We start from the raw sequence: 26,682 nt of genomic DNA on the forward strand, positions 1-26,682 counted from the left end.
CTGAATCAAGTTTGAACACCAACAACAGTGGTTTTGGTATTTACAAATGGTGAAAGTAAACTTTTAAATGAATTGCAAAGATAATTTTGAAATTAAACTTAGGTGCTCAATGCTCGTGATGATGCAGAACGCACACCACGCGCATCAACCCCTAAAATGCAATTCCTACAGACTTTGAATGCTTGTCTTTTTCAAAATCGATTAACGGTTCCAGCCTTTGCCTTTACCCCTTACTCACTAAGTTTGGGTAATTCAACCGCAAACTTACTAAGTTATTAAAATCGCCTGTGTTAAACTTACTATAAAGTAACTTAGTTACCTAGTCAAGTAAAATTGAAAAAATTATTTCAAGATACTGACTCAACAACGCATTTTCATTATCAGACAATAGTTTAAGCGTCACTGTGAGCAGAATTATTTCTCACCTAGTGAGCTAAAATGTGAGTGTAGTTTGTCTTGGTGTGAGTATGAGTGAGATTCCCGAAGATTTTCTTTTGGCTTTAGCCCAAGAACGGAGTGTGTCTAGCAGTGAGCTAGAGGTGTTGTTATATGCTGTTCAAGACAAATCGCCAAATGCGATCGCCAAAGAATTGGGTATTAGCGCCGAAGCGGTACGTAAAAGATTGAGCGAAGTTTACAAAAAATTTCACATCAGTGGTGCTGGTCCGGGAAAACTCACTAAGTTACAGCAAGTGATTGAAAGTGAGTATCGAGCATCTTTAGTTAGTGTGAAACCCATTGCCGGCAAGCCTCCAGATTGGGGCGAAGCACCTAGTATCAGTGGTAACTTTTACGGACGAGAAGCAGAACTATCTGTCCTCAAGCAATGGATTGTCAAGGATAAATGCCGATTAGTAGCACTATTAGGAATGGGAGGAATTGGCAAAAGCACTTTGTCTGTAAAACTAGCAGAGGAAGTGCAGTATGATTTTGAGTATATTATTTGGCGATCGCTCCGCAATGCCCCACCTCTCAAAGAACTCTTGGCTAACCCGATCCTATTTTTATCTGATGAAAAAGAAATTGAATTACCAGAAACCGTAGATAGTCAAATAACCTTGCTGATTAAATATTTACGAAAACAGCGTTGTCTTTTGGTCTTGGATAATGCCGAGACTATTTTACAAGGAGGCGATCGCGCTGGGGAATATAGAGAAGGATATGAGGCTTATGGTCAACTACTCAAACGAGTGGGGGAAGAAGCGCATCAAAGTTGTTTGGTATTGAATTCTCGTGAAAAACCTAAAGAATTTGCTCCTTTAGAGGGAGAAACATCACCAGTCAGAACGCTATTATTACCTGGCTTAGGAGAAATAGAAGGGCAAGAAATTCTTAAAGATAAAGGCATATTTGGCTCAAAGCAAGACTGGGCAAAGCTAGTTGATAATTATTCAGGTAATCCCTTAGCATTAAAATTAGTTTCTGAGCCAATAAGAGAATTATTTGCCGGAAATATTGCTACCTTTATTGAGCAGGGAGAGATTATTTTTGGTGACACTCGTAATTTATTAGATCAGCAATTTGAGCGCACCTCTGACCTAGAAAAAGAAATTATTTATTGGCTAGGAATCAAGCGAGAGTTAGTTTCCATTGACGAATTGCTAGATGATATTGTACATCCTCTACCAAAACGGAAATTGCTAGAAGCTTTAGAATCTCTACGTAGGCGCTCGCTAATTGAGCAAAAAAGCGGCGATAAATCTACATTTTTTACCTTGCAACCTGTGGTCATGGAATACATTAATGACCTATTAATAGAGGAAATTTGTCAAGAGATTATTAACGGTAAAATTAATCTATGCAACAGCCATGCGCTGATGGGAGCTACTGCCAAAGATTATGTGTATGAAATTCAAATCCGCTTGATTATTAAACCACTGCTTGAAAGATTAGTTAATATTTTTCTCACTCCTAAAAATATTGAATATCAGCTAACTCAAATTTTAGACAAACAAAGAGACAGACTAGTCAATAAGCCAGGATACTTAAGTGGTAATATTGTTAATTTTTTAACTCAATTAAACATAGATTTAAGTTGTTATAACTTTTCTTATTTACCAGTGTGGCAAGCATATTTACAAGGTGTGAATTTACATGATGTTAATTTTACTGGTTCTGACTTATCAAAATCAATTTTTACAGAAACTTTTGGGAGTATTTTATCAATAGCTTTTAGTCCAAATCAAAAAATTTTAGCTACATGTGATACTAATGGTGAAATTCGATTGTGGCGAGTGGGTGACACTACACAAATTTTCACATTAAAAGGACATACGGGTTGGGTTTGGTCAATTGCTTTTCATCCGACTGAACCTACGCTAGCTAGTGGTGGTGAAGATCAAACTATTAAGCTCTGGGATATCTGCACAGGTGAATGTAACCAGACTCTGTTCTCCCATACCGATTTTGTAAGGTCAGTTGCCTTCAGTCCAGATGGTACGTTGTTAGCTAGTGGTAGTGATGATAGAACCGTGAAATTATGGGCTGTCCATACAGGTGAGTGTAGTCAAACTTTGCTCTCTCATAGTAACTTTGTCAGGTCAGTTGCCTTTAGTCCGGACGGTATATTGCTAGCTAGTGGTAGTGATGACCAAACTATTAAGCTATGGGATATTCAGCACGGTCAGTGCCAAAAAACTTTACAGGGACATTCGCTCGGTGTTAGATCGGTGGCTTTTAGTCCTAATGGGCAGATCCTCGTTAGTGGTAGCGATGACACAACAGTCAAAATATGGGATATCGATCGCGGTAAGTGCCAGAAAACTTTACAAGGACATTCTTTGGGTATCTGCTCGGTAGCTTTTAGCCCTGATGGAGAAACTATTGCCACTGGTAGTGACGATCAAACTATAAAATTATGGAATGTTGCGATCGCTAAGTGTTGGAAAACCTTACAAGGTGACAGTAGTCGAGTTTGGTCTGTGGCTTTCAGTACAGACGGTAAGATGCTTGCCAGTGGCAGTGACGACTCTTGTTTACGATTATGGGATGTGATTGAGGGTAAATGTCAAAAGACCTTCCAAGGTTACACTAGTCGGGTTTGGTCTGTAGCCTTCCATCCTGAAGGTAAAATTCTTGCCAGTGGTAGCGATGATGCCAGTGTTAGGTTATGGAATGTTGACTCGGGCAAATGCCAGAAAATTCTTCAGGGACATATTAGAGGAGCGTGGTCAGTAGCTTTTAGTCCCAATGGTCAATTACTAGCTAGTGGTAGCGGCGATCGCACTGTCAAGTTATGGGATACTCATACGGGTAAATGCCTATCTACTTTCTTGGGACACAGCACAGGAGTGTGGTCAGTAGCTTTTAGTCCCGATGGTCAATTACTAGCTAGTGGTAGCGGCGATCGCACTGTCAAGTTATGGGATACTCATACAGGTAAATGCCTAGCCACTTTTTCTGGGCATTCTGATTTTGTCAGGTCAGTGGCGTTTCATCCTCAAGGGCAGATCCTCGCCAGTGGTAGCGAAAAAACCATCAGACTATGGAATATTTCGGAAGGTAGATGCGAAAAAAGTTTTTCTGGACACACAGATTTTGTGAGATCTGTTACTTTTAGCCCTAACGGTAAGATATTAGCGAGTAGTAGTCTAGACAAAACAGTAAGACTGTGGGAAGTGGACACAGGAAAAAGCCTAGGAATTGCTCAATCTCATAGCCATTGGGTATGGTCTGTAGCATTCAGTCCCGATGGTCAGCAACTGGCCAGTGGTAGTGTAGACCAAACAGTCAAGCTTTGGAATGTGAATACCAGCAAAGACTTGATGACTTTGTTCGGACATACAATGGGAGTTTGGTCAGTCGCATTTAGTCCGAATGGTAGAAATATAGCTAGTGGTAGCCAAGACGAAACAATCAAACTGTGGGATATTGAGACAGGGGAGTGTTGGAAAACACTGCGATCGCCTAGACCCTATGAAAGAATGAATATCACCGGGGTGACAGGGTTAACCGCAGCGCAGTTAGTGACGCTAAAAGCTTTAGGGGCAGTGGAAGATGGAGAGCAAAAATAAAAGGTAAAAGGGTGAACTTTAGGTTTTTCTTTCATCCCCTTTACCTTTTTTATGTACCTGATGCTTATTTCATGTTAGCCCTTGCGTCCTTCACTGCGGCAAAGAAAAAGAATCCTGTGAGTGGAATGCTCAATACCAGGATAATCGCCGTGACTTGGAAGCCTAAATCTGGTTGTCCATAACTGAGTTCAAAAATCGAACCTACGGCTGCGATCGCACTTACACAACAACCACCCAAAAATAAACCGCTTTTTGGAGTTAAATACACTACTAGCCCCCTATGCTATTGGTTTCACCGCTTGATACGAGAAGCCATTCTTAGATAGCTCCTGGGCCAAAGTCAAGGAGTTTTCTACACGGTCTACAAATACCACGCCGTTAAGGTGATCCATCTCGTGCTGAATGCAGCGTCCCAGGAGGTCATTAGCCTCTAATATCCGGGGACGACCATACTCGTCTTTATAGGCAATTTCCACGACTTCGGGGCGCTTCACGTCTAGATATACATTGGGAATACTCAAGCATCCTTCTTGGGCAACAGAGATGTCGCGGCTTACTTGTTTAATAGTGGGGTTAATCAATACCAAGGGCGAATTAGCTGCGTTCTCTGGTTCCAGATCGATGACAATTAGTTGTTTGTGAATTCCCACTTGGGGTGCAGCCAAACCAATGCCATCTTTGCTGTACATAGTTTGCAGCATTTCGCGCACCAGTTGGCGGAGTTCGTCATCTACTTTAGAAATCCGCTTTGCAGCTTGACGCAGCACCCGATTACCTAAATAATGAAGCTCCAAAGGTGGATTTTTTAACTTTTTTTTCTCTACAGCAATTTCAGAGGGCATGAGTCTCGATGGCTAGATGGTGAAAATTCCTACTACTTTAATTCTATCAAGCTCGTCATGTCGCTTCGCTTTGAATTCAAAATTCACGCATTAACAATCCTCATAAATAAATTTAGTTGCCTAATCCCCTTTTCTTCGGTCACTAGTCAGTTGTCCTCACTACTGATGATGTTTTTGGGGCTTGACCCACCCAAAGTTTGCACTGTCGAGTATAAATGGTGGTGTTATCTCACGCAGAGGCACGGCGGAAAGTCTCAGACACAGAGCTAATTTCCAATAAACTGCTGTGATTGCGTTCTTGAATGCGTGAATTTTGAATTACTTATTGGGGTGATGTGTGTTTAAATCTCTCACAAAACTTGACTACCTGCTCAAAGAAACTTTCCTCGGTTTATTGCGGGGAGGTTGGATGAATTGGGCAGCAGTAAGTACTGTTACAGTGTTACTGTTTTTATTTGGCTTGAGTTTGCAAACCTCTTGGCAAGTCGAAAAACTCCTTTACCAGTTCGGTAGCCAGTTAGAAGTATCAGTTTTTCTCGAACCGGATACGCAAGTCGAAAGCATTCAGCCACTGATAGCAAAAATGCCAGAGGTGGCGGCGATACAAACCATTACTAAAGAGGAAGCTTGGACTAAGTTAGTTAAAGAAATGAGAATTTCTGATATTGAGGGTGCTACCCAGCAGCTAGGTGAGAATCCTCTGGTTGACGAGATGAAGGTAAAAGCCCGTAATTCTCAAATTGTACCAACTTTAGCAACGCAGTTGGCTAAGTTACCGGGAGTTGATGCGGTGCAATATGTCGATGAAGCAGTCAAACGTATTGCCCAGTTGCACCAAGGTCTAAACTGGATTAGTTTAACAATTACGATTATTCTGACTTTAACAGCGATCGCAGTCACTACCACCACAATTCGCCTGATTGTCATGGCGCGACGCCAGGAAATTGAAATTATGCAACTAGTGGGAGCAACTTCTGCTTGGATTTACCTGCCGTTTATTTTACAAGGAATTACCTTTGGTTTAGTTGGTGGTGCGATCGCTTGGAGTTTCATTTCTGTGATTCAACAGTTTCTCGGTAAGTTGCTAGTCAATCAACCTGAGTTTATCCAAGTCATCACCAACAGGGTGCAACTCACTCCAGCCCAAATTTTATTATTGCCCCTGATTCTTTTGAGTTTCGGTGCAGCTGTAGGATTAATGGGGAGCTTATTTGCTGTCCAACGTTTTGCTAAAGGTTAGGCATTGGGCATTGGGCATTGAGCATTGGTAGGACAAAGGAAGAAATCGCTATGAAATCGCAATGGGAATGTTTTCTGCAAAATCTTGGTGTATGGGAAGGTTCATTTACCAATTTTTCTCCCCAAGGGACACTTCTCAACGATACTCCTAGCCGTCTTTCTCTAGAAGGTTTAAACAATAACCAGACAGTGCGCTTAACTCTGAGCCGTCCGGAACGAGATGATATGATTAGAGAATTTAGTTCTGTGGGAGGAGGTCTGCTGTTTTTTGAAAAAGGTTCATTTTCTGAAGGTTTAATTCAGCTAGGGCCATTTTCGGAATTCGGTGCAGAACTGGCTTTTGTTCATGAAAATTGCCGCTTGCGTCTGGTGCAACTGTTTGATCAGACTGGTAATCTAAGTAAACTAACCTTAATTCGAGAACATTTAGCTGGAACACAAACAGCAGAACGTCCACCCTTCCAGATAAATGACTTGTTGGGAGAATGGCAAGGCCAAGCAGTCACAATATATCGAGATTTGCGGACTGATACTTACTCTACAACCCTAAAATTACAACTTGATGATCCTGGGCGATTAATTCAAAGTACCTCTTTTGGGGGACGCACAATTACCTCAACTGCTACCATCAAAGGTTCTATCATTCTCTTTGACCAAGATCCCCAAAAGCAGGTACAAGTATTATTGTTACCTGATGGTGCTTCTGCAACTTCACCACTCAAGGTGCAGTTACGTCAACCCTTATTCTTAGAAGTGGGTTGGTTAATCCAACCAAACCTGCGCCAGCGGATGATTCGCAGCTACAACGAGAAAGGCGAATGGGTTAGTCTGACATTAGTTACTGAAGAAAAAGTGTAAGGGATTTGTTAGCTTGCGATCGCTTATCCCCGGTAATTTCGACCAACCGGTATTGGAATGGTAATCAGGCAATTTGAAGCGTACTGGGTTCAGGGATAGATTCACCTTCTGCTTGCCAAGCTGACAAATACATTTCAATCACTTTTTCACCATTATAAATAGCTTCCTCACGAGTTTTGCCGTGAGTGCAAGGCATGATAACACGATCAGCAAACTCTGGAATCGTGACTAGGAAAAGCTGATCTTCATCAGACCATTGAATAATCATGGTGTATCGACTCATAAATCCTCGTCCTCCCTTAATTCTTCGAGTTCAGTTAATAACTTTGCTAACTGCTTTTCTAAGTAACACTGGCACATTGTCTCCATCCTTGCCCGAAATTGTCAGTGTTTTTTTGAGAAAGGATGTCGCCAACGCTCATGCTACCTTTGCCACGCTTAGACAGATAAACGAACCCTTCATGCACAATCTGGGCTTTTAACTCTCGAATTTTCCTGGGCATCGATTTTGTCGATTTCTCTACCCTATTTTCTTAACTGATTGATCATCTGTAGAATAACAAATAGCAGTAGTACAACTTACCCCTAGTAAGGAAACCTTAAATGGTACAGACCCCTGCTAAACCCCTGACTCTAAGTGAATTCCTGGATCTGCCAGAGACAAAACCTGCTAGTGAATACATTGATGGGCGTATCATCCAAAAACCGATGCCGCAAGGAGAACACAGCGCAATTCAGACCGAGTTAGCACCTGCAATTAACTTGGTCGTCAAATCCAAACAGATTGCACGGGCTTTCTGTGAGCTGCGCTGTACCTTTGGCGAACGCTCAATTGTACCTGACATTTCTGTGTTTATGTGCGACAGAATTCCCCGTAAAGAAAATGGTGGGGTTGCTAATGTCTTTTCAATTGCCCCAGATTGGACAATTGAAATTTTATCTCCTGATCAAAGTCAAACTAAAGTTACCAAGAATATTCTGCATTGCCTGAAGTATGGAACTCAGATGGGATGGCTGATTGATCCTGAAGAACAATCTGTGTTTGTCTACTTGCCAGATCAACCAACCACTTTTTATGAAGAACTAGGAACACAATTACCAGTCCCGGAATTTGCTAAAGATTTCAGCCTAACAGTAGAAGGTTTATTTAGTTGGTTGCGGGAGTGACTGTTTTTGAATGTGGAAGAAGATGTTGGGTTGATGCTAGGAAACCTAGTCTACGGCGAACCTGTACCCTTAATCCCCTCTGATTTCGACTAACGCTTCGCCAGATTGCAAAAGCTTTAATGCTTCTGGCAATGTTGAATTCAGAATCTCTTTCAATCGGTCATTTGACGTATTGCCACACGTCAACCAGATAACTTGTGGCGGTGTTCCAAAACGATCTACTAAGTCAGCAAAGTCACTGTCTTTGGTCATGAAGATGACTCCTTTAGCCCTCGCTGCCTCGAAAATCTCAGGATCTTCGGCATCTCTCAGCCCAACATCACGCAAAGCTAATGCCGTTATGCCGAATGTGATGGTGATCCAAGTTGCAATTGCAGGTGACAGATGTGCATCTATCCAGATCGTCATACAACCAAAACGGGATGATTGAGCTTACGTGAAGCGTACACAAGTGATGCTTTGAGATCATCCGCTTCCAAATCGGGCATTTCTTCTAGGATTTGTTCGGCACTCAGTCCAGCCGCAAACAAGTCGAGTACGTCTGATACCCGAATTCTCATGCCCCGGATACAGGGACGACCACCACATTGTTTAGGATTAACTGTAATTCTTCCAAGTAAGTCTGACATAAGGTTTCACTCGGAGATAGTCTTTAACTTAGTATATGTAAGGTAGGCAAACTCTGGAATTGTGAGTAGAAAAAGTGATCTTCATCAGATCATTGAACAATATGCTGTATCTATTTATCATTACTTTTGCATCCGCTGTCAGCCTGCACCCCGATCGCCACTGTTTTCAATGTAACGGCGCAAAACTGAGTTAATCAGTGTTTTGTACTCTGCACCTTGTTCACGAAACCACATTATTACTTCTGAATCTAACTGAATCAGATCACTGGCTTGTGTTGCCGGAATCCTCAGCGTGGCATTTTCAAAAAACTCATCGCTCAACGGTGGAATGTCTGAGTAATCAATGTCCTCATCCGTCATTGCCTCTAATCCAGCCCAATCAGTACGTGAGGTATTGTTCAAGTCGTTGACGCTCATATCGGTTTGCCCTTCGTGCTGAGATAATGCGGACTATGTTGTTCTGTCGTTCTGTCCAAACGACAACCGCTACACCGTTGCCTAAAAAGCCGATTCCGATCCAGCGATCTTCGCCATAATCAAAACGCTCATCAGAGCTTTATCAGCCTGCATCTAGGACGGCATCGCTAGGTTTACCTGATAGTTTTTCTCGAAAGGATACTCGTATTTTGTCAAGGATTTGCTCATACTCCCATTTATACTTTTGGTTTCGCTCAATTTGCTTAGTAATTTTCTCTAAATGAATAGAACCTTCACGCAAAAACTCCTCAAAATCGTCTCTAGAACGGATTTCGATCAAACACCGCTTTCCTAATCTAAAATTTTCAAATTCCTCTAAGATTGAAAACAACTGTGTACGATCTAACTCTTCAAAGAAAATTTCATTTTCATGCGCTACTTGTTTAGTTGGTTTTAGTTGTTCAGCAAACTTAATAAGGGTATCCTCACTCACTCTGGCCCATAGGTCATCTCCTATTAATCGCAATCTTTGTAGGCTTTTCCAAGTATTGCAATAAGCCTCAAATTGGGATCTAGTATAATCTTGCCTTGGGCTTTGAAAGCCAATCTGCTGAACGAAAAAGGCAAGCTGATCGACAATAGTAGCCTGATTGCCAACAAATTGTTGGTCTGTAATTCTGCCACTTGTACTTAACGTCTTAGCAGTTAAGCCGCTTGAGTTTGAACAAACCGCATTGGAAGTTAGATCTGAATCTGATAACTTGTGCTCAACTGCCTCAAATAATGCCTCAAAATTTGAGTCACTATGAATATCTGGAGTTAATGTATTCATATTTTGAAGCATATAAATGATGATATCAAATGTTGCTCTGAACTCTGTATATTGAGTTACTGCCTGTTGAAAGCTAGCCAAATTAGCATTTGAAACCAACATTTTGAGTTTGGAATCTAGTTTGTTAATTTCACTATCCCAATGAATGATATAGTCTGCTCGATCAACAGGATCATAAATCTTGGCATCTGGGAAGATAATTGGGAAAATGCGATCGTAAAATTGACCGTTTTTTGAGACTTCTACGAGTTCAAGCATACAGTTGCGTGACTTCAAATATTTATCGCTGATTACTGCAATTACACATTTACCGCAACCAATACGTTTCATAAATTCTTTGATCAGCCCTTTATAACCTAAGTCACGTTTATCACGGACAATAGTAATGCCCTTTCCCTGAAATGCTTGATCCAATCGATTGACAAATTCCTCACTATCACCGCCCCAAGCATAGGAAAGAAAAACTTCTTTAGATTCCACTCGCATATCTGCTAAAAGGTGTATTACTTTTGATTCAGTTATATCAAGTTAAAAGTTTTGTATCTACTTTTTATATTAAGTTACAACGACATTGCAACGCTTGCTTGAGTAAAACTTGATATTCTTTATCCCCAACCCGATAAGCACCAAACCTCTCCAAATGGGGATTCATCATTTGGGCATCAAAAAACACAAATTCCCTCTGACGCAATCTTTCCACCAACTTCACCATCGCTACCTTTGAACCTTCGGGAATGCGGTAAAACATCGACTCGCCAATGAAAGCGCCACCAATGATAATCCCTAAAATTCCCCCAGCTAATTCGTCACCCTGCCAAGTTTCAAAACTATAAGCATAACCATTCTGGTAAAGTAGCCAATAAATCTTTTGCAATTCCGGTGAAATCCAAGTTGTCTCTCTGTCAGCACACCCAGCTACCACAGCTTGGAAGTCCCGATTAATATCCACAGTAAACCGTTCTTGATTTAGAACGCGCTGTAAAGACTTGGGGTAACGAAATCGCTCATCCAAAGGAATAAAAGTCCGATCGCGACTTCCGTACCAACTCAGGCGATCGCGCTCATCAGCCATGAGAAAATAGCCTTGTGCATAGCCTTCAACAATAGCGGCGAGATCATATTGCATAAATAAATAAATATAAAAAAACACTCTTAGAAACGCAATTTGATGCTAACAATCATTCTTTGCGTTCCTCTGCGTTTCCCTCCGCGTCCCTCTGCGTTTAAGATAAAAAAGATGACTCAACCAATTCCACCCATCACCCTACCACCGCCTGAAAACCCCCTACTCGAAGGTGAATGGTTACGAGAGCGCTTACAACGGTGGCTAGATACAGAATTTATCCCCGAAGCAGTCAACCAAAATATTGCCCAACGAGCCGCACAGATTTTTGTGCGTCAACGGATGGAAGGAGAAAACGACCTTGGTTCTCTGGTAATTGCCATTGTCACAGAGATGCAGTCGTATGATTTTTCCAATAGCTTCTATGGAGAGTTTGCGATCGCCAACGCCGTCAGCGATCTACTCTTAGAGAGTCTGGGAATTGATAAATGTTGTGGTCAATAATTTTTGTCATTAGTCATTTGTCCTTTGTCCTTTGCAAATGACTAATGACTAATGACCAATGACTACCAACTAGACTTAACAACTCCAGGCAAAAGACCTTCATGCGCCCATTCTCGCAGCACGTTCCGAGACAACCCAAAATCGCGGTAAACACCTCTAGAACGACCAGTCAGCCAGCAACGGTTGCGGTGGCGGGTGGGCGCACTATTCCGGGGTAGCTGTTGAATCTTCCGGTGGATTTCCAGCTTATCCAGAGGAGATTCTGCACTTCTGAACTCATCCAGAAGAGCTTCCCGCTTGTCAGCATACTTTTCTACCAACTTGGTGCGCTTTTTCTCGCGCTCAATCAAGCTCTTTTTTGCCATACATTTTTTAATTTATTTAAAGACACCATTCTCCATTCTACAGTCTCTCCATCAATTCTGGAGTTACTCGTGTCACTTACCCTATAACCATTGGCTTATTCGCAGCAGGGCACAAATCGGCAAGCTCACAAGCAACGCAGACGGGAGAGCGGGCTTTACAAATAGCACGACCGTGATAAATCAGCCGAATTGACCAATTTTCCCAATCAGGCTGCGGCAATAAACCCATTAAATCTTGCTCAATCCGAACCGGGTCTTTTGCTTGAGTTAAACCCAAACGTTCGCACAGGCGCTTGACGTGAGTATCTACTGTCACCCCAACATGAATGCCATAAGCATGAGCCAGAACTACATTTGCTGTCTTCCGCGCCACACCTGGAAGCTTTAACAACTGTTCCATTTGGTTGGGGACAACAGAGTTAAACTCAGTGACAATCATCCGACAGGCGGCTTGAATGTTCTTGGCTTTATTGTGATAAAACCCACTTGAACGCACCAAGCTTTCTAATTCTACCAAGTCAGCGATCGCTAAACTAGCAGCATCAGGGAACCGACTAAATAAAGCTGGTGTTACCTTATTCACGCGCTCATCAGTACACTGAGCAGAAAGAATAGTTGCCACCAACAGTTGTACTGGCGTTGAGTAGTTCAAAGAGCAAGTTGCATCTGGATAAAGACGCTTCAGACGAGCTGAAATTTCTAGCGATCGTTGCCTTAAAGGTGAAAGTTTCTCTTTCCTACTCCTCACTCCCTACTCCCCACTCCCTATTTTCAGTTAACGCTCACTGGAACAATCTTTGCACCCATTGCAATTCGCTAGTTAATTGGGTGGTTTCTTTAACTATCAGAAAAATTCCTAACCCTAAGAGTAATACCAAACCGGTTTGCATGACACCTTCTTGAATACGGGCAGGCACAGGCTTACCACGCAAACCTTCAATCAGCAGAAAAGCGAGTTGTCCGCCATCCAAAGCTGGTAAAGGCAAAATGTTGATCACAGCCAAATTAATGCTGATAATTGCGGCAAAAGACAACAGATTTGCACTATTATCAGCAGCTAATTTTGCACCTATTTTGACAATATTAACTGGACCAGAAACTTGTCCAGCAGTTTGTTGAAAATTGGTAATCAACTGCCCAAAACCGCTGAGTGTCCCAACAAATAATTGTTGAAACCTGTTAGCAGCAATATCGAAAATTTCAAAAGGACTATTAGGACGACGATAAACTGCTGTAGCATTTGGACTAAGTGCCACACCAACTACACCTTTGCCATCGGCTCCCAGTTTTGGTGTTAATTTCAGGGATTGTTGTTGGTTTTCACGCTGAATTTTCAGTTCGATTTGCTGATTAGGATGAGTTTGAATTTCTTTTGTCAGCAAAGCCGTTGACTTTTCAGAAGCAGGGAGTTCCTGACCATTCACAGCCAAAATAATATCTCCTTCCCGAATTCCTGCTTGGTAGGCAACAGATTCTTGATTAACAGGCTGTACAAGGACACCAGCTTGAAAGTTTAATTCCTTGGGAATGCCGACAATACCTAATTGCAGAGCCAACACCAAATAGGCAAATATTAAATTTGCGATCACTCCGGCACTGATGACGATCGCCCGGTCTAAAACTGGACGATTACGCAGCAGATTCGGGTCATTGGGTGGAATATCGCTATCGGGGTCATCATCGGGAAAGCCCACAAAGCCGCCCAAGGGAAAGGCACGGACAGCATATTCGGTTTGTGAACCTTGGTACTTAAAAAGAACTGGGCCAAAACCCAAAGAAAAACGGTTAACCAGAATGCCTTGAGAACGTGCTGCAACAAAATGTCCCAACTCGTGTACCAAGATCAGAACAGCCAAGACTGCGATCGCTGCTAAAACTGACATAGAGTAAATTAGTGAAGATATTAAGCTATAGTTATCTCCATTCTAATTGGGCATTGAGTATTGGGCATTGGGCATTAGTCATTAGTAAAAGACAAAGGACTAATGACTAATTACAAAACTTCACGTCCCAAATAAGGTTGCAGGGCTTCTGGTATCCTCACCCTCCCATCAGGTTGTTGATAATTCTCCAAAATTGCTGCCATAGTCCGTCCCACCGCCAAACCCGAACCATTCAGAGTATGTACAAACTGGGTACCTTTCTTCCCCGCCTCTTTGAAGCGAATATCAGCCCGTCGCGCCTGAAAATCTATAGTATTGGAACAGCTAGAAATTTCGCGGTATTTGCCAGAAGAGGGCAACCAAACTTCTAAATCATAAGTTTTGGTAGAGGCAAATCCCAAATCTCCAGTACTTAAATTTACGACTCGGTAAGGCAACTGCAACGCCTGTAAAATTGCTTCTGCATTTCCCACCAATTTCTCCAGTTCATCAAAAGACGTAGTGGGTTCGACAAATTTCACCATTTCCACCTTGTTAAATTGATGCAGGCGAATTAATCCCCGCATATCGCGCCCATAACTACCAGCTTCGCGGCGAAAACAGGGAGTAAAAGCACAGTGGTAGATAGGCAAGTCTTCAGCAGCGATAATTTCACCCCGATAGAGATTTGTAACTGGAACCTCTGCCGTGGGAATCAGCCACAAGTCGTCATCAGCGCATTTAAAGCTTTCTTCAGCAAACTTGGGTAACTGACCGGTCGCCGTCAAAGACTCGGTATTCACTAACAGCGGCGGACTGACTTCCACATACCCAGCTTGAGTATGGAGAGTCAGCATAAATTGAATTAATGCCCTTTCCAATGCCGCACCAGCGCCTATCAATGTCACAAAGCGACTTTGGGCTACTTTTACAGCTCGCTCAACATTCAGAATACCTAGCTTTTCGCCTATTTCCCAGTGAGGGAGAATATTCGGGTTTTGGGGAATGTACTCATCACCCCAGCGGCGCACTTCTACGTTATCTTCCTCATTTTTTCCAAGAGGTGTAGAGTCGCTTGGTAAGTTGGGAAGTGCCAACACAAGTTGGGCAATTTCAGATTTGAGGTCTTTTTCCTGGGGTTCCAGTTGGCTCAACGTAGCTTTAACAGAGTTACCTTCATCCCGCAAAACTTGAATTTCTGGGTCTTGAGGATTGATCCCAGATTTAATCTTTTGCCCGACAATTTTACCGATTTCGTTGCTACGAGCTTGGAGTTGACTGCGCGTCCCCTCTAGTTCCCGTTGTTGCCGATCTAACTGTAATATCGGTTCAATGTCGTATTTACCACTACGACTATTTAATCGTTCTTGAACTAATTGCGGATTTTCCCGTATTTGCTTAATATCCAGCACAGATTTTCTTAGTTTCTAGCTTAGAATCTTCCTGTAAATACAGTTAACACATAAGCATCCAGCATATAGTAATTTTGGTTTGCTGTGACTGGAAAAACAAAGTTTTTTAGAAAAATCAGTCTTAACGTATGATCAAAATTCTACCCTAGCATCACTGCCAGGGCTACGAAAGCAGATAATGCGTTTAACAAATCATGATCTGGTATCTTGAGTCACTGTCGTTTCAGTAACCTGAGCCAGACTCTGAGAGTTACCATTTTTGTTATGGAAAAGTAGGATCGGACTATGCGATTAATTTGCTAAATAAAAAAAGATAAGGGGAAATTATTTACTCTCCCTGACTCTGCGCTGACATTAAGGTCTGTTGATGCGATTGAGCAACCAAAGTGAGGCAACAACCCCAGCAAAGTGCGCTGAAACAGTGTTAGTGTTTGCCTGTACCACAAGCATATCTAGACCGCTAATAATCCGGGTGGGGTCAAAAAATTGGGTAGTTATAGCTTGGGGAGATATGGATCTTCCTACCAGCGTCCCAACGATGGCTTGTGCCCCCAAAAGAGTCACCAGCGTTCCTCCTAAATTCACCCATAGTCCTAAGCGTAATACTTGCACAGTCTCGCTTTTCCGAGGACGGTTGCTGGGATTGGAGGATTCTAATTGCTTGCCAATTCTAGTGTAACGGTAAGCTAAATAAATCCCCCCACCCAAAACAACCAGTCCACAAACTGCTAAAAATACGCCAAAGCCAGTCCCAGGATTATTACTAGGACTGCCAGTTCTTTGATTAAAGAAGGCGAACAGCAGCACAATTATGCTAGAAACAACGCCTAGTACTAGCTGAATCCAGAAGCTAATCCAACCTGTAAGCCGAAAAGTTTGGGCAATTGCCCTAAGAGTTGAAGAAGATGATGGGGCATCGGGAGTTTGTGACATACTGATCACCAATGTGCTGGGGGCTTTCAAAGGACACAAAGACACAAAGAGAAGTCTGAGCGGCAACTTCCGCCGAACAGAACTTCTCCAAAGGGAGACCCTACGCGTAGCTTGCTTAATAGTAGGGGTACGGGGGACAGGGAAAGCCTTGTTGAGAAGTATCGCACTTTGCGTCTCTCCCTTTCTTAATATTTGCGTCTTCTTTGATAAATTTACTATCACACTTGCCAAATGGGATAAGAGATTCTCAAGTCCAGGAAATCAGAAATAGTTACTGCTTAGGTGTGTCCACAGGCGTAGCAACTTTAACCCAGACATATGCCTTCTTGTTAAGCTCTTAGAATCTGCATTGGGAAAATCACTGTAAAACAAAGTGTTTCTTAAGTTTTACAGACAAAATTGCATTTTACCTGTAAAATTTCTTCGATGGCATTTTATTGCTTAAGCAGTTCTAACTAGCTCGGCATCACTTAACACCAAGATAGTGACTTCGCCACTGTCTGTTCGCTCCTCACCACACCGTATCGAGCTTGGGTAGGGGTACACTATTTTGTGCCCCTAAAACTCGCAAACTCGTCCCACAACTTTACAGGCGTGGGTAATTATTTGGTGTTTACGCTTTGGAAATCTAGTCTAAGTAGCTTTATATATATTACTCACTTAGTAGTAGCAATGTATACTGAATACAAGGATTGTAGACCTTAACCTAAGGCATTTTTTTAGCCATTCACTAACCATGAAACTTGAGGATATATATCAATTCTTTGAGAATCCTCCGCCAACTTACCTTTGTCAGGAACTAGCAGTTTGTTACATACTGACTGTTTTGTTACAAGGTGAATCCTACGGAACCGAATTGATTGAGCGATTAGAAACTGAATATCCCACCTATAGGCTTTCGGATACCGTACTTTATAGTGCAATCAAATTTCTGGAAGACCAAAGGGCAATCACTGGATATTGGAAGAAACTCGAAGGACGGGGACGCCCCAGGCGGATGTACCAAGTTTCTCCAGAATGGCAAGTTCAAGCGCAGGATTTAGCTTTTCATTGGCAACACTACATCAACGGGAGGACAAAGTAACGAATAATTGATAATGAATAAGTCTCTTGGAGTCAAACACTAACAATTAGTTATGGATACTGCTATTCTGCCATCTACGTTTCTGCTAACCTTGTTGTTATCGGTTGGGCTGTTTTTCTTTATTCGTGCCTCGACTAAAGACCGCACAGAAACAGCAAAACTGGTATCTGAGCAAGACGAAGCTGCTTTAATGTCTCAATTAAAAGAATATTTTTGCTCGCGGTCTTACCGAGTGGCAGCGGTAGACCGAGAACAAAACCAGGTGACTTTTGAAGGTTTTGTTAGACCTAGCTGGTTCTTAGCTATATTTCTAACTCTACTAGCAGCTACTGGTATTCTTTGTCTATCACTAGTCGTATCCCTGCTTTCTCCTAGCCTCAGTACCCTTGTTCTGGCTATGGTACTGCTGTCTCCTTTAAGTGGTCTATTTTATTGGAAAAAATCTGGAAGACTTGAGAAGGTGTCGCTCAAAGTAGAAACAACTCAGAGCGAACAAACCTCCTCAAGTAAGATCACTGTAGTCGCCCATCGAGATGAACTCAGTGAGTTACAGAGGACTCTACAGCTCAAGCCTGTGGAATAATTGTTGGTTTTTGTGACCATCTTTTAACTATGATATGCAGACTTCTGACCTGACCTACTCTTTAGGTAATGGAAAGTAGTCAGGAGGAAATCAAGACTGCTGCTTTGTCAGTTTTCCCCACGATATAAGTCGTGGGGAAAAAATTTAAATTCATTAACTTAAATTTGTTGACAGAGCTTGATTAAGCATCTACGGCATAAGAGCGCAACTTCACTAGCGCTTTTGGACGCGCTTGGCTCTATACCTACTCTCTTCTGCATCATCAAAATAGTATCAACCCATGCAACCTAGCGTGGTTTGAGACAAGTTTACTTTCCAACTACCTGGACTAGCCTTAAAAAGCAAATCAGCTCCAAACTAAAAAAAAATTAAATTTTGCATAAACTTAGCAATTTTGCCAGTTTAATAGTCAGGAGCCACATTTAATGAGTAAGATGACCATTTCTGGTTCACCGACTAGCTAAAGCAAGAGGTTCTTGACCTGGCGAAGGTTCTAACACCCTCAAGCTGGGAAACAAGAAATGGTTTTCCTCTACGTATTGAGCACCAAACAGCCCCTTTTCTGCCCAGAAATAACGGTCTGTGGTGTGTTCGTTTCGCTTTACGAGTAGCAACGCAGGTGGCAAAATACCTTCAGCTTGAATGAATCTTCTCGCTGCTGTCACAGGTTTTTCTTCGCCACTTTCGATGCTATATTGAGGCACATGTTCCAGAATCCGCCGTCCTTCCTGACGACGACGACTTTTCCTTTTGCGTCTCCTTGCCAACCTATTGTCCTCCTCTTTCAAGCTATAGATTGTAGTCATAGCTACAAAATCCGTCGTCATTATATAAGTTCTAGTTCAAAATATCAATAGCTTTTAACCTTTAAATGCAAGAAAATTAATATCTTTGGAGATAAATAAACAAAAGCAGCTAAAAATATAATCCCTTGGTACAAACCATGACTAAGAAGATTTTAGTTAAGCTTTATTAAATGAGTGAGGTAAAAACTCAGTATCCTCTCTTAATCATGCCTTAAAATCTGTAATCTTGAGCAAGAGCTAAAAAATGTTAATGTCTGCCAGTTCCGATTTTCTGGCTCTGTGTCGAGAGCAAATAGCGCTGCTAACCCAAGGGCTGGGAGCAACTTTAAGTATTGTGTACCTAACACAAGAATTGGTAGAGACTCCTTCAGGTGAGGCCAAACTGATTCCTGTGGTAATTTACCCGGAAACAGCATTATTACCGCCAGGGGAGGAGACTGCTGAAGCGACAGTACACAAGCAACTTCAAGTTGGAAATGTGTTTGTATTACCCAATCATCAGAGAAGGTTATTGATAGCAGGGTCAGAATCTCCAACCTCGTCACGGGAGTCTGAGATACCAGATGCGTCTCAACCCCATCTAAAAGAGGAATACCTACTTAGTGGGAACCAAATTGTTTTACCTCTGGTTTATGAGGGTGTGATGATGGGGTTACTGGTGACAGGTAGGGAAGACCGCGCATGGAATGAACACGAGCAAAGTCAGATTCAACTGATAGCCCAAACACTGGCGATCGCTTGTATTTTAGATCAGCGGCGAGCATGGTTTGAGCAGCAGTTGCATGAGCAACAAATTCTCCAAGAAAAACAGCGGGATTTGCTGGATAACCTATTGCATCAGTTTCGCAACCCATTAACGGCATTGCGGACTTTTGGCAAACTGCTATTGAAAAGGTTGCGAGCAGGAGATGCCAACCGGGATGTGGCAACTAGTATCGTGCGGGAAAGCGATCGCCTCCAAGAATTGCTGCAACAATTTGATCAAGTAATTGATATGACAGAGGCAGATTTAGCACCACTACATCTGGCAGAAAATGAAGTATTTGTAGAAGCAACTATCCAAAAATCTGCTAAACCACCGTTATTATTGCCGGGAACGGGAGATAAAGCAGTTGACTGTTCACTAGCAGATATATTAGAACCATTATTAATATCAGCCAAAGCAATCGCCCAAGAGCGAAAGCTAAAACTAATAACTGAAATTCAACAGAATTCACCCTTAGTACGTGCTAACGTCAAAGCATTACGAGAGGTGTTAACTAACATCATCGATAATGCATTGAAATACACTCCCACTGGTGGCAAAATTTTAATTCAGGCGGGGCAAGAAAAAGCTAATTTTCAGGGAATTGTGATCAGTGACAACGGGCCTGGCATTCCACCCCAGGATTTAGAGCATCTTGGAGAACGGCATTATCGGGGTGTACAAGCGCAAACAGAAATACCCGGTACAGGTTTGGGGTTAGCGATCGCTAAACAATTAATAGAGCAAATGCAGGGCGAAATCGAGGTTTTCAGCCCTGCAATCAACTCTAAGCTAACTTCACCCGACACGCCGGGAACTACATTTATTATTTGGTTACCGGAAGTTGAGAATTAGTCATTAGTCATTCGTCCTTCGTTAATAACCAATGACCAATAACTATCTAAATGAAACTAACAAGTTTTGATTGATCGTCATTTGTAAATCGGTATTTGGGTCAATGGCGATTAAGTCAACACTCTTCTTACCGAAGAACAGACCAACCAACGCACCGATACCAGCGCCACCCAAGACTTCTTCTGTGGCAATGGCGCGATCGCCAGTGACAGCAGATATCGCAGTTGCTGCACCTGCGCCCAATACAGTATTTTTGATAATTGAACCAGTACTAATACCCTTCTTGACGGTTTCAGTTTTGGTAATCACTTCAGAAGTAGCGTTCAGCTGATACTCCTGACCACTGGCCAAAACTAGTTTCTCGGCAACGAATTGAGAACCGCCTGTAGCAGGTTTGAGTTGACCAATAACCTGACTACCAGCAGGAATCACTACAGATCCGTTTTGCGTAACTACGTTTTGGGATACTGTCAATGTCAAAGGTGCTGTTTCATCCTTTGTAACCAGAATTTTTTCTGCCTTGTCATACTTCACAGCAATAGCAGTCCCTTGGGGAATTGTGACTGATACAGGCGTTGGGGTAGTAGACCCGACAGCTACTACATAGGGGGAGTTAATTGCTGAAGCTTGATTAGAACTAACCAATGCTTGGTAGATAAAAGCTGCTACCTCGGCCCGTGTAGCAGTTGTGGTTGGATTCAGGAACTTTACATTAGGATAGTTCACTACAATTTGCTTTTGGGTTGCTGCTGCGATCGGGCTACGGGCATAGCTAGCGATACTAGAGGCATCGTTGAAATATTGCAGAGTGCTTTCGGTATTGCCGCCAGGACTATATTCCAGACCGTTAGCCAGGGAAACCAAAACCTGCTGGCGGGGAATAGCTTGGTTAGGCTCAAAGCGATTTCCAGGATAACCTGATAAGAAACCAATTGTATAAGCTTGCTCAATTGCACTGGATGCCCAATAGTTGCTTGGCACATCAGTAAAATTGATTGCCTGCCGTTGCTGTGCATTTTGGAAAGCTTTGTTGACCATAGCGGCAAATTGAGCACGTGTCACCGGTTCTTCAGGGCGGAAGCTACCATCAGGAAATCCGGCAATTACACCTCGCCCAGATAATTGTTGAATAAATTGTGCTGCCCAATAGTTAGATGAAACATCAGAAAAAGTAGTTTGAGCTAAAGATGGTGAAGCTGTAATGAAAGGCGCTACAGTACCGACTGTGACGCTCAAAGCCATGAGTGCAGCTGTTCTAGATTGCCAATGATTTAATGTAAACATTATTTTTTACTCCAGCACAATTAGTTTTTTTACTGTTAACTAATTAGACATTTACTGAAGTATTAGGTTCCCAATTGTTTCTTCTTTTTGTAAGAACCATTACTTTAGTCATGCAGTCATAATTCCCAAATCTCTATCAAATTAAGTAGGCAATAGAAGTAGTATAATTCTCCTACTACTTCTTAACGCAATTAAATAAGTATTCCAATAAATATCGATACTGATTAAGACAATATAGAGTTAAAATAGTTGCTGAAAAATAGATTTTTTATAGTTAAAAAGGAAAGCGATCGCCCACTATAGTTCAAGTGGCGATCGCCGATCAGGGGTAAGATGAAACATCAGAAAAAGTAGTTTGAGTCAAAGATAGCAGGGAGCATCCCACTTTGATGAGTTTATCTTGCAAACGATAAGTCACTTGCCCACAAACAAAACCTGCCGACTTAGGCTCTACATAAGTCCGCGTTGGCGGATTTTGTTTATCTAACTGCGATTTCCAATCGCCAGATATTTTTTCTAGAGTGGAATGCTTATTTAAAAACTCTGAGTCTGCAACAATATCGTTAGTTCCCTTAACACTTACTTTTGAACTATTGATGTAGATATTATAATCATAAATAACATTTTTATTTTTATTATTGCCATTGTTAATATCCTTGCCAGGAAAAGCATAGAGAATGTTCCTTAAAATTCTGACATCCGATGATGCACGGGCAAATATTTGTCCACTTGTAATTTCTGGACTCTGATTATTTAAAACAGCCGTGTTATTGACAATATCAACATGATCACTTAAAAATGTATGAATACCTGAACCACCATTATTAAATGTCAGATTGTTTTGAATTAAAGTCCGTCCTATATATGCATCCAATTTTGAGTTATTCTCATTATTCCTGGTAGTATCGATAATAATGCCATTACCATCTGTGATCTGTCCCACCGCAATCCAAGGGATGTACATGCGATTGTTATATACCTTGTTATTGGTTACAAACATCTTGTATCCCCGGTTGGTGTCAGAATTCCAATTGCTCCCGATCGAAATGCCACTGCAACCATAAACACCATACCAGGCATTATTGAACACAGTATTATTATCCACTTTCACATAATCAGCCTGCCCTGCTCCGATACCTACTCCTCCACAGTCATGCACTTTGTTGTTCAGAATACGGATATGATGAACATGACCATTGACTTGTCCGTCAATGTTTATGCAGTTTCCGCTTGTAAGTGGATTTAATCTGTTACTCTTCTGACTTAATGCATAATCAAGGGTTATATTGGCATTGTTTCCTATAACTTCCAGCCCGTTGATCTCGATATATGAAGCTCCACTTGAAATTAGGATACCGTTCCATGTATTATGCTGAATTTTTGGGAAATGCCCAGGATATACTTTATACCTAATCCATGCATTTGCAGTTCCAGAACGTTTAATACTTACTACACTCAGAGCTTTGGGTAAATTTGTGTATACTCCGTTCATAATCAATACTTTATCGCCAGGGTTAGTCAGGTCTGCTGCCCTTTGAATTGTCCTAAAGGCGGATGAAGTAGAAATTCCGCTATTTTTGTCGTTTCCCTCACCACTAACATAATATGTTTTCGGAGTCGCCTGAGTGCTGATTAGTTCGTGGTTGGCTAAGATGATTTCTTTGTTAGTGGATACCTGATGAACGTTATCAACTAAAGATACTTTTATCCTTTCTACCCCAGCCAAAAGACTTAATACCACGGGAATTGCAAGATATGTGCTTAAACTGAAACCTGGAATTACCACAAGAAAAGGCTCCTTTCTCGCTACTACTTAACAAAAATATTAGGGTATTCCATAATTTGGAATACTCTTTTAAATAGAGAATATAATATAGCTGACTTTCCTAGCTCCTCCCATAGCGCAATTAAATAAGTATTCCAATAAATATCGATGCTGATTTAGACGATATAGAGGTAGAAGAGTTTCTGTTAAATAAAAATTTTTATGGTTAAAAATGAAGGCGATCACCCACTATAGTTAAAGTGGTGATCGCCGATCAGGGGTGATTAAAGTCACGACTTGAATTGAGTTACGACATAGGGCAGTTAATTGCTGGGGCTTGAGACGATATAGGGCGAATTTATTGCTGAGGCTTGATTAGAGCTAACCAATGCTTGGTAGATAAAAGCTGCTACCTGGGCGCGAGTAGCAGTTGCGGTTGGATTCAGGGACTTCACATTCGGATAGTTCACCACTATTTGCTTTTTAGTTGCTGCTGCGATCGAGCTACGGGCATAGCTAGCGATATTAGAGGCATCGTTGAAATATTGCAGAGTGCTTTCGCTATTGCCGCCAGGACTATATTTCAGACCGTTAGCCAGGGAAACCAAAACCTGCTGGCGGGGAATAGCTTGGTTTGGCTCAAAGCGATTTCCGGGATAACCTGATAAGAAATCAATCGTATAAGCTTGCCCAATCGCACTGGATGCCCAATAGTTGCTGGGCACATCAGTAAAATTGATTGCCTGCCGTTGCTGTGGATTTTGGAAAGCTTTGTTGACCATAGCCGCAAATTGAGCACGTGTCACCGGTTCTTCAGGGCGGAAGCTACCATCAGGAAATCCGGCAATTAGATCCCGCTCAGATAATTGTTGAATAAATTTTGCTGCCCAATAGTTAGATGAAACATCAGAAAAAGTAGTAGATAGCGGGGAGCATCCGACTTTGATGAGTTTGCCTTGCAAACGATAAGTCATTTGCTCACAAACAATATCTGCCGACTTAGGCTCTAGATAAGTCAGTGTTGGCGAATTTTGTTTATCTAGCCGCGATTTCCAATCGCTAGATATTTTTTCTAGAGTGGGATGCTTACTTAAAAACTCTGAGTCTGCAACAATATCGTCAGGACTCTTAACATTTATCTTAGAACTATTAATGTAAACATTATTATGATAAATAACGTTTTCATTTTTATTGTTACTGTTAATATCCTTGTCAAAAGAAGCGTAAAGAATGTTATTGGAAATTTTTACATCAGATGACATATTAGCAAATATTTGTCCATCGTTAATTTCTGGACTCTGATTATTTAAAACAGCGGTGTTATTTTCAATATCAACATGCTCACTTAAAAATGCATGAATACCTGATCCACCATTCTTAAATGTAAGATTGCTTTTAACTAAAGTACGTCCTGTATATGCACTCAATTTTGAGTTATGACTATTTTTTGAACTATCGATAATAATGCCATTACCGTCTGTGATCATTCCGACTGCAATCCAAGGGATGTACATGCGATTGTTGTAGGTCTTATTGTTGGTCACGAACATCTTATATCCCCGGTTGTTGTCAGAATTCCAATTGCTCAACATTGAAATGCCACTGCAACCAAAAACGCTGTACCAGGCATTATTGAACACCACGTTATTATGTACTGTCACATAGTCCGATTGAATCGCTGAAATACCTGCTCCTCCACAGTCATGCACTTTGTTGTTCAGAATACGGATGTGATGAACATGAGCGTTGGTTCGTCCATCAATATTGATGCAGTTTCCATTCGTAAGTGGGTTTACTTTGTTAGTCTTCTGACTCATCGCATAATCAAGGGTTATATTGGCATTGTTCCCTATGACCTCCAGCCCGTTGATCTCGATATATGAAGCTCCACTTGAGATCAGGATACCGTTCCATGTATTATGCTGAATTTTTGGGAAATGCCCAGGATATGCTTTATACCTAATCCATGCATTTGCAGTTCCAGAACGTTTAATACTTACTACACTCCCAGCTTTGGCTAGATTTGTGTAGACTCCATTCATAATCAATACTGTATCGCCAGGGTTGGTAAGGTCTGCTGCCTTTTGAATTGTCCTAAAGGCGGATGAAGAGGAAACTCCATTATTTTCGTCGTTTCCAGTACCACTAACATAGTATGTTTTCGGAGTCGCCTTAGTGCCGATTGGCTGGCCGTTGGATAGACTCATTTCCTTGTTAGTGAATACCTGACGGACATTTTCAACTAAAGATACTTTTATCCTTTCTCCCTGAGCCAAAAGACTTAACGCTACGGGAATTGCAAGATATGCACTTAAACTGAAACCTTGAATTACCACAAGAAAATGCTCCTTTATCGCTACTACTTAACAAAAATATCAGGATATTCCGTAATTTGGAATACTTTTTTAAATAGAGAATATAATAGAGCCGATTTTCCTAGCTCCACCGATAACGCAATTAAATAAGTATTCCCATAAATATCAGTACTGATTCAGACGATATAGAGGTAGAAGAGTTGCTGTTAAATATAATTTTCTACTGTTAAAAATGAAGGCGATCGCCCACTATAGTTAAAGTGGCGATCGCCTATCGGAGGTGATTAAAGTCACAACTTGAATTGAGTTAAATTTAGTAACGGGATTGTGGTACTAAATTCAAGTTAGAATTCAGTGTGAGCTTCAAATCCTGTGCAGGTCTGAGGACAAAAGCATTTCCTTGTTTTTTCCGCAACAGGACACTCGCACCCGCACCCGCAGCCGCACCCAGAACAGGTTTTAAATCGTCAATTCTGCGGTTACCAGTAACTAATGAACCTAAAAGACCAGCACCCCCACCAATAGCTGCGTCAGTTAAAACCTGATTCGTGCTAGGCCCCTGTGAAACTCTTTGAGTTGTGGTGTATGTCCGAGAACTTGCATTAATCGATTGACGCTGACCATTGGAAAATTCTAATTCTTGAGCTACAAACCGGACGCCTTTTCCTTTGTTCTGATCTGTATCTCTGGAATAACTATCTAAGTCAACAGGTTCTAGCCGTCCATTTACTTTAGTACCAGCAGGAATTAAGACATTTCTATTTCTGTCGAGAATGTCATTGGCAATTCTCAAGGTTAGAGATTTACTTTCCCCAGGAGCAATAGTAATTGTCTCTTTTTCGTAGGTAACAGGAAAAGCAACCCCAGAAGGAATGGTAACGTTTCCGTATTGCCCGTTTCCGTATTGCCCATTTCTATATTGTGCATTAGCAGGAGCAAAGCCCAATAGGGGGCTAATGACGCTTGTAGTAACTGCTATTGCCATAAGTGCAGCAGTTCCAGATTTCCATTGATGTAGGCGAGTCATAAGAGGGTTGTCCTTTGTGTATGTGATGTATGTAATGACGGAGATTCACTGAGTTTGTTTCTGACTGTTTATTAACCTGTCT

27 protein-coding genes and 1 pseudogene are annotated in these 26,682 nt (G+C 41.7%); 8 read left to right on the forward strand and 20 right to left on the reverse strand.

The features are described from left to right. Positions 1 to 440 precede the first annotated feature (440 nt). On the forward strand, positions 441 to 4,013 hold the full coding sequence (locus V7K85_RS16560) for an NB-ARC domain-containing protein (protein WP_334814713.1): 3,573 nt from the start codon (positions 441 to 443) through the stop codon (positions 4,011 to 4,013). A 64-nt stretch (positions 4,014 to 4,077) separates the two neighbouring features. On the opposite strand, the gene V7K85_RS16565 is transcribed toward V7K85_RS16560, so the two are convergent. Then, on the reverse strand, positions 4,078 to 4,281 hold the full coding sequence (locus V7K85_RS16565; RefSeq protein WP_334814714.1) for a hypothetical protein: 204 nt from the start codon (positions 4,279 to 4,281) through the stop codon (positions 4,078 to 4,080). Between the two features lie 10 nt (positions 4,282 to 4,291). Next, positions 4,292 to 4,855: a peptide deformylase gene (def, locus tag V7K85_RS16570; RefSeq protein WP_334814715.1), complete on the reverse strand. Its 564-nt coding sequence runs from the start codon at positions 4,853 to 4,855 to the stop codon at positions 4,292 to 4,294. Positions 4,856 to 5,192: 337 nt separating this feature from the next. On the opposite strand from def, the gene V7K85_RS16575 reads away from it, so the two are divergent. Next, positions 5,193 to 6,095 (forward strand): cell division protein FtsX, encoded by a 903-nt coding sequence (locus V7K85_RS16575; RefSeq protein ID WP_334814716.1) that lies wholly within the window; start codon positions 5,193 to 5,195, stop codon positions 6,093 to 6,095. Between the two features lie 50 nt (positions 6,096 to 6,145). Further along, positions 6,146 to 6,952, forward strand: a complete 807-nt coding sequence (locus tag V7K85_RS16580) for a DUF3598 family protein (RefSeq protein WP_334814717.1) — start codon at positions 6,146 to 6,148, stop codon at positions 6,950 to 6,952. Positions 6,953 to 7,016: 64 nt separating this feature from the next. On the opposite strand, the gene V7K85_RS16585 is transcribed toward V7K85_RS16580, so the two are convergent. Next, positions 7,017 to 7,235 (reverse strand): type II toxin-antitoxin system HicB family antitoxin, encoded by a 219-nt coding sequence (locus tag V7K85_RS16585; protein WP_334814718.1) that lies wholly within the window; start codon positions 7,233 to 7,235, stop codon positions 7,017 to 7,019. Positions 7,236 to 7,293: 58 nt separating this feature from the next. Beyond that, a complete protein-coding gene (locus V7K85_RS16590) occupies positions 7,294 to 7,455 on the reverse strand; it encodes a hypothetical protein (protein WP_334814719.1) in 162 nt (53 codons plus the stop codon). 100 nt (positions 7,456 to 7,555) lie between these two features. Between V7K85_RS16590 and V7K85_RS16595 the strand changes: the two genes are divergently transcribed. Continuing rightward, the gene (locus V7K85_RS16595; RefSeq protein WP_334814720.1) at positions 7,556 to 8,119 is read left to right on the forward strand and encodes a Uma2 family endonuclease; all 564 of its coding nucleotides are present in this window, start codon (positions 7,556 to 7,558) and stop codon (positions 8,117 to 8,119) included. A gap of 69 nt (positions 8,120 to 8,188) precedes the next feature. On the opposite strand, the gene V7K85_RS16600 is transcribed toward V7K85_RS16595, so the two are convergent. The 6 genes from V7K85_RS16600 to aat all read right to left on the reverse strand — a co-directional run bounded on the left by V7K85_RS16600 (position 8,189) and on the right by aat (position 11,123). Next, the gene (locus tag V7K85_RS16600; protein ID WP_334814721.1) at positions 8,189 to 8,527 is read right to left on the reverse strand and encodes a DUF5615 family PIN-like protein; all 339 of its coding nucleotides are present in this window, start codon (positions 8,525 to 8,527) and stop codon (positions 8,189 to 8,191) included. Further along, on the reverse strand, positions 8,524 to 8,748 hold the full coding sequence (locus V7K85_RS16605; RefSeq protein ID WP_334814722.1) for a DUF433 domain-containing protein: 225 nt from the start codon (positions 8,746 to 8,748) through the stop codon (positions 8,524 to 8,526). Before V7K85_RS16605 ends, V7K85_RS16600 begins: the two co-directional genes overlap by 4 nt. 138 nt (positions 8,749 to 8,886) lie before the next feature. Further along, the gene (locus V7K85_RS16610; RefSeq protein ID WP_334814723.1) at positions 8,887 to 9,165 is read right to left on the reverse strand and encodes a BrnA antitoxin family protein; all 279 of its coding nucleotides are present in this window, start codon (positions 9,163 to 9,165) and stop codon (positions 8,887 to 8,889) included. Then, the gene (locus V7K85_RS16615; protein ID WP_334814767.1) at positions 9,128 to 9,265 is read right to left on the reverse strand and encodes a BrnT family toxin; all 138 of its coding nucleotides are present in this window, start codon (positions 9,263 to 9,265) and stop codon (positions 9,128 to 9,130) included. The genes V7K85_RS16610 and V7K85_RS16615 overlap by 38 nt, the downstream gene beginning before the upstream one ends. A 42-nt stretch (positions 9,266 to 9,307) precedes the next feature. Then, entirely contained in the window at positions 9,308 to 10,477 is a 1,170-nt protein-coding gene (locus V7K85_RS16620) for a toll/interleukin-1 receptor domain-containing protein (RefSeq protein ID WP_334814724.1), read from the reverse strand. A 70-nt stretch (positions 10,478 to 10,547) separates the two neighbouring features. Continuing rightward, positions 10,548 to 11,123: a leucyl/phenylalanyl-tRNA--protein transferase gene (aat, locus tag V7K85_RS16625; protein ID WP_334814725.1), complete on the reverse strand. Its 576-nt coding sequence runs from the start codon at positions 11,121 to 11,123 to the stop codon at positions 10,548 to 10,550. 111 nt (positions 11,124 to 11,234) lie between these two features. On the opposite strand from aat, the gene V7K85_RS16630 reads away from it, so the two are divergent. Further along, positions 11,235 to 11,564: a hypothetical protein gene (locus V7K85_RS16630; protein WP_012410384.1), complete on the forward strand. Its 330-nt coding sequence runs from the start codon at positions 11,235 to 11,237 to the stop codon at positions 11,562 to 11,564. Between the two features lie 62 nt (positions 11,565 to 11,626). On the opposite strand, the gene rpsN is transcribed toward V7K85_RS16630, so the two are convergent. The 5 genes from rpsN to V7K85_RS16655 all read right to left on the reverse strand — a co-directional run bounded on the left by rpsN (position 11,627) and on the right by V7K85_RS16655 (position 16,136). Then, the gene (gene rpsN, locus V7K85_RS16635) at positions 11,627 to 11,929 is read right to left on the reverse strand and encodes a 30S ribosomal protein S14 (RefSeq protein WP_334814726.1); all 303 of its coding nucleotides are present in this window, start codon (positions 11,927 to 11,929) and stop codon (positions 11,627 to 11,629) included. A 76-nt stretch (positions 11,930 to 12,005) separates the two neighbouring features. After that, on the reverse strand, positions 12,006 to 12,677 hold the full coding sequence (gene nth / locus V7K85_RS16640) for an endonuclease III (RefSeq protein ID WP_334814727.1): 672 nt from the start codon (positions 12,675 to 12,677) through the stop codon (positions 12,006 to 12,008). Positions 12,678 to 12,711: 34 nt separating this feature from the next. Beyond that, a complete protein-coding gene (gene rseP, locus V7K85_RS16645; protein WP_334814728.1) occupies positions 12,712 to 13,812 on the reverse strand; it encodes an RIP metalloprotease RseP in 1,101 nt (366 codons plus the stop codon). Positions 13,813 to 13,922: 110 nt separating this feature from the next. Further along, entirely contained in the window at positions 13,923 to 15,203 is a 1,281-nt protein-coding gene (serS, locus tag V7K85_RS16650) for a serine--tRNA ligase (protein ID WP_334814729.1), read from the reverse strand. 354 nt (positions 15,204 to 15,557) lie between these two features. Continuing rightward, entirely contained in the window at positions 15,558 to 16,136 is a 579-nt protein-coding gene (locus V7K85_RS16655) for a DUF3611 family protein (protein ID WP_334814730.1), read from the reverse strand. A gap of 736 nt (positions 16,137 to 16,872) precedes the next feature. On the opposite strand from V7K85_RS16655, the gene V7K85_RS16660 reads away from it, so the two are divergent. Continuing rightward, complete coding sequence (locus V7K85_RS16660; RefSeq protein ID WP_334814731.1) at positions 16,873 to 17,220, forward strand: PadR family transcriptional regulator; 348 nt, start codon at positions 16,873 to 16,875, stop codon at positions 17,218 to 17,220. 52 nt (positions 17,221 to 17,272) lie between these two features. Then, a complete protein-coding gene (locus tag V7K85_RS16665) occupies positions 17,273 to 17,803 on the forward strand; it encodes a cofactor assembly of complex C subunit B (protein ID WP_334814732.1) in 531 nt (176 codons plus the stop codon). Positions 17,804 to 18,252: 449 nt separating this feature from the next. Here the strand turns inward: V7K85_RS16665 and V7K85_RS16670 are convergent, their stop codons facing one another. Further along, a complete protein-coding gene (locus V7K85_RS16670) occupies positions 18,253 to 18,570 on the reverse strand; it encodes a DUF3155 domain-containing protein (RefSeq protein ID WP_041566316.1) in 318 nt (105 codons plus the stop codon). A gap of 283 nt (positions 18,571 to 18,853) precedes the next feature. Between V7K85_RS16670 and V7K85_RS16675 the strand changes: the two genes are divergently transcribed. Then, entirely contained in the window at positions 18,854 to 20,209 is a 1,356-nt protein-coding gene (locus tag V7K85_RS16675; protein WP_334814733.1) for a GAF domain-containing sensor histidine kinase, read from the forward strand. Positions 20,210 to 20,251: 42 nt separating this feature from the next. Here the strand turns inward: V7K85_RS16675 and V7K85_RS16680 are convergent, their stop codons facing one another. The 4 genes and pseudogenes from V7K85_RS16680 to V7K85_RS16695 all read right to left on the reverse strand — a co-directional run bounded on the left by V7K85_RS16680 (position 20,252) and on the right by V7K85_RS16695 (position 26,600). Further along, the gene (locus V7K85_RS16680) at positions 20,252 to 21,493 is read right to left on the reverse strand and encodes an S-layer homology domain-containing protein (protein WP_334814734.1); all 1,242 of its coding nucleotides are present in this window, start codon (positions 21,491 to 21,493) and stop codon (positions 20,252 to 20,254) included. A 322-nt stretch (positions 21,494 to 21,815) separates the two neighbouring features. Then, positions 21,816 to 23,279: a right-handed parallel beta-helix repeat-containing protein gene (locus V7K85_RS16685; protein WP_334814735.1), complete on the reverse strand. Its 1,464-nt coding sequence runs from the start codon at positions 23,277 to 23,279 to the stop codon at positions 21,816 to 21,818. Between the two features lie 317 nt (positions 23,280 to 23,596). Next, a pseudogene (locus V7K85_RS16690) lies at positions 23,597 to 24,232 on the reverse strand (S-layer homology domain-containing protein); the annotation flags it as partial. A 1,654-nt stretch (positions 24,233 to 25,886) separates the two neighbouring features. Further along, on the reverse strand, positions 25,887 to 26,600 hold the full coding sequence (locus tag V7K85_RS16695) for a conjugal transfer protein TrbI (protein WP_334814736.1): 714 nt from the start codon (positions 26,598 to 26,600) through the stop codon (positions 25,887 to 25,889). Between the last annotated feature and the right edge of the window lie 82 nt (positions 26,601 to 26,682).

It is taken from the genome of Nostoc sp. (assembly GCF_036917615.1).
Lineage (GTDB): Bacteria > Cyanobacteriota > Cyanobacteriia > Cyanobacteriales > Nostocaceae > Nostoc.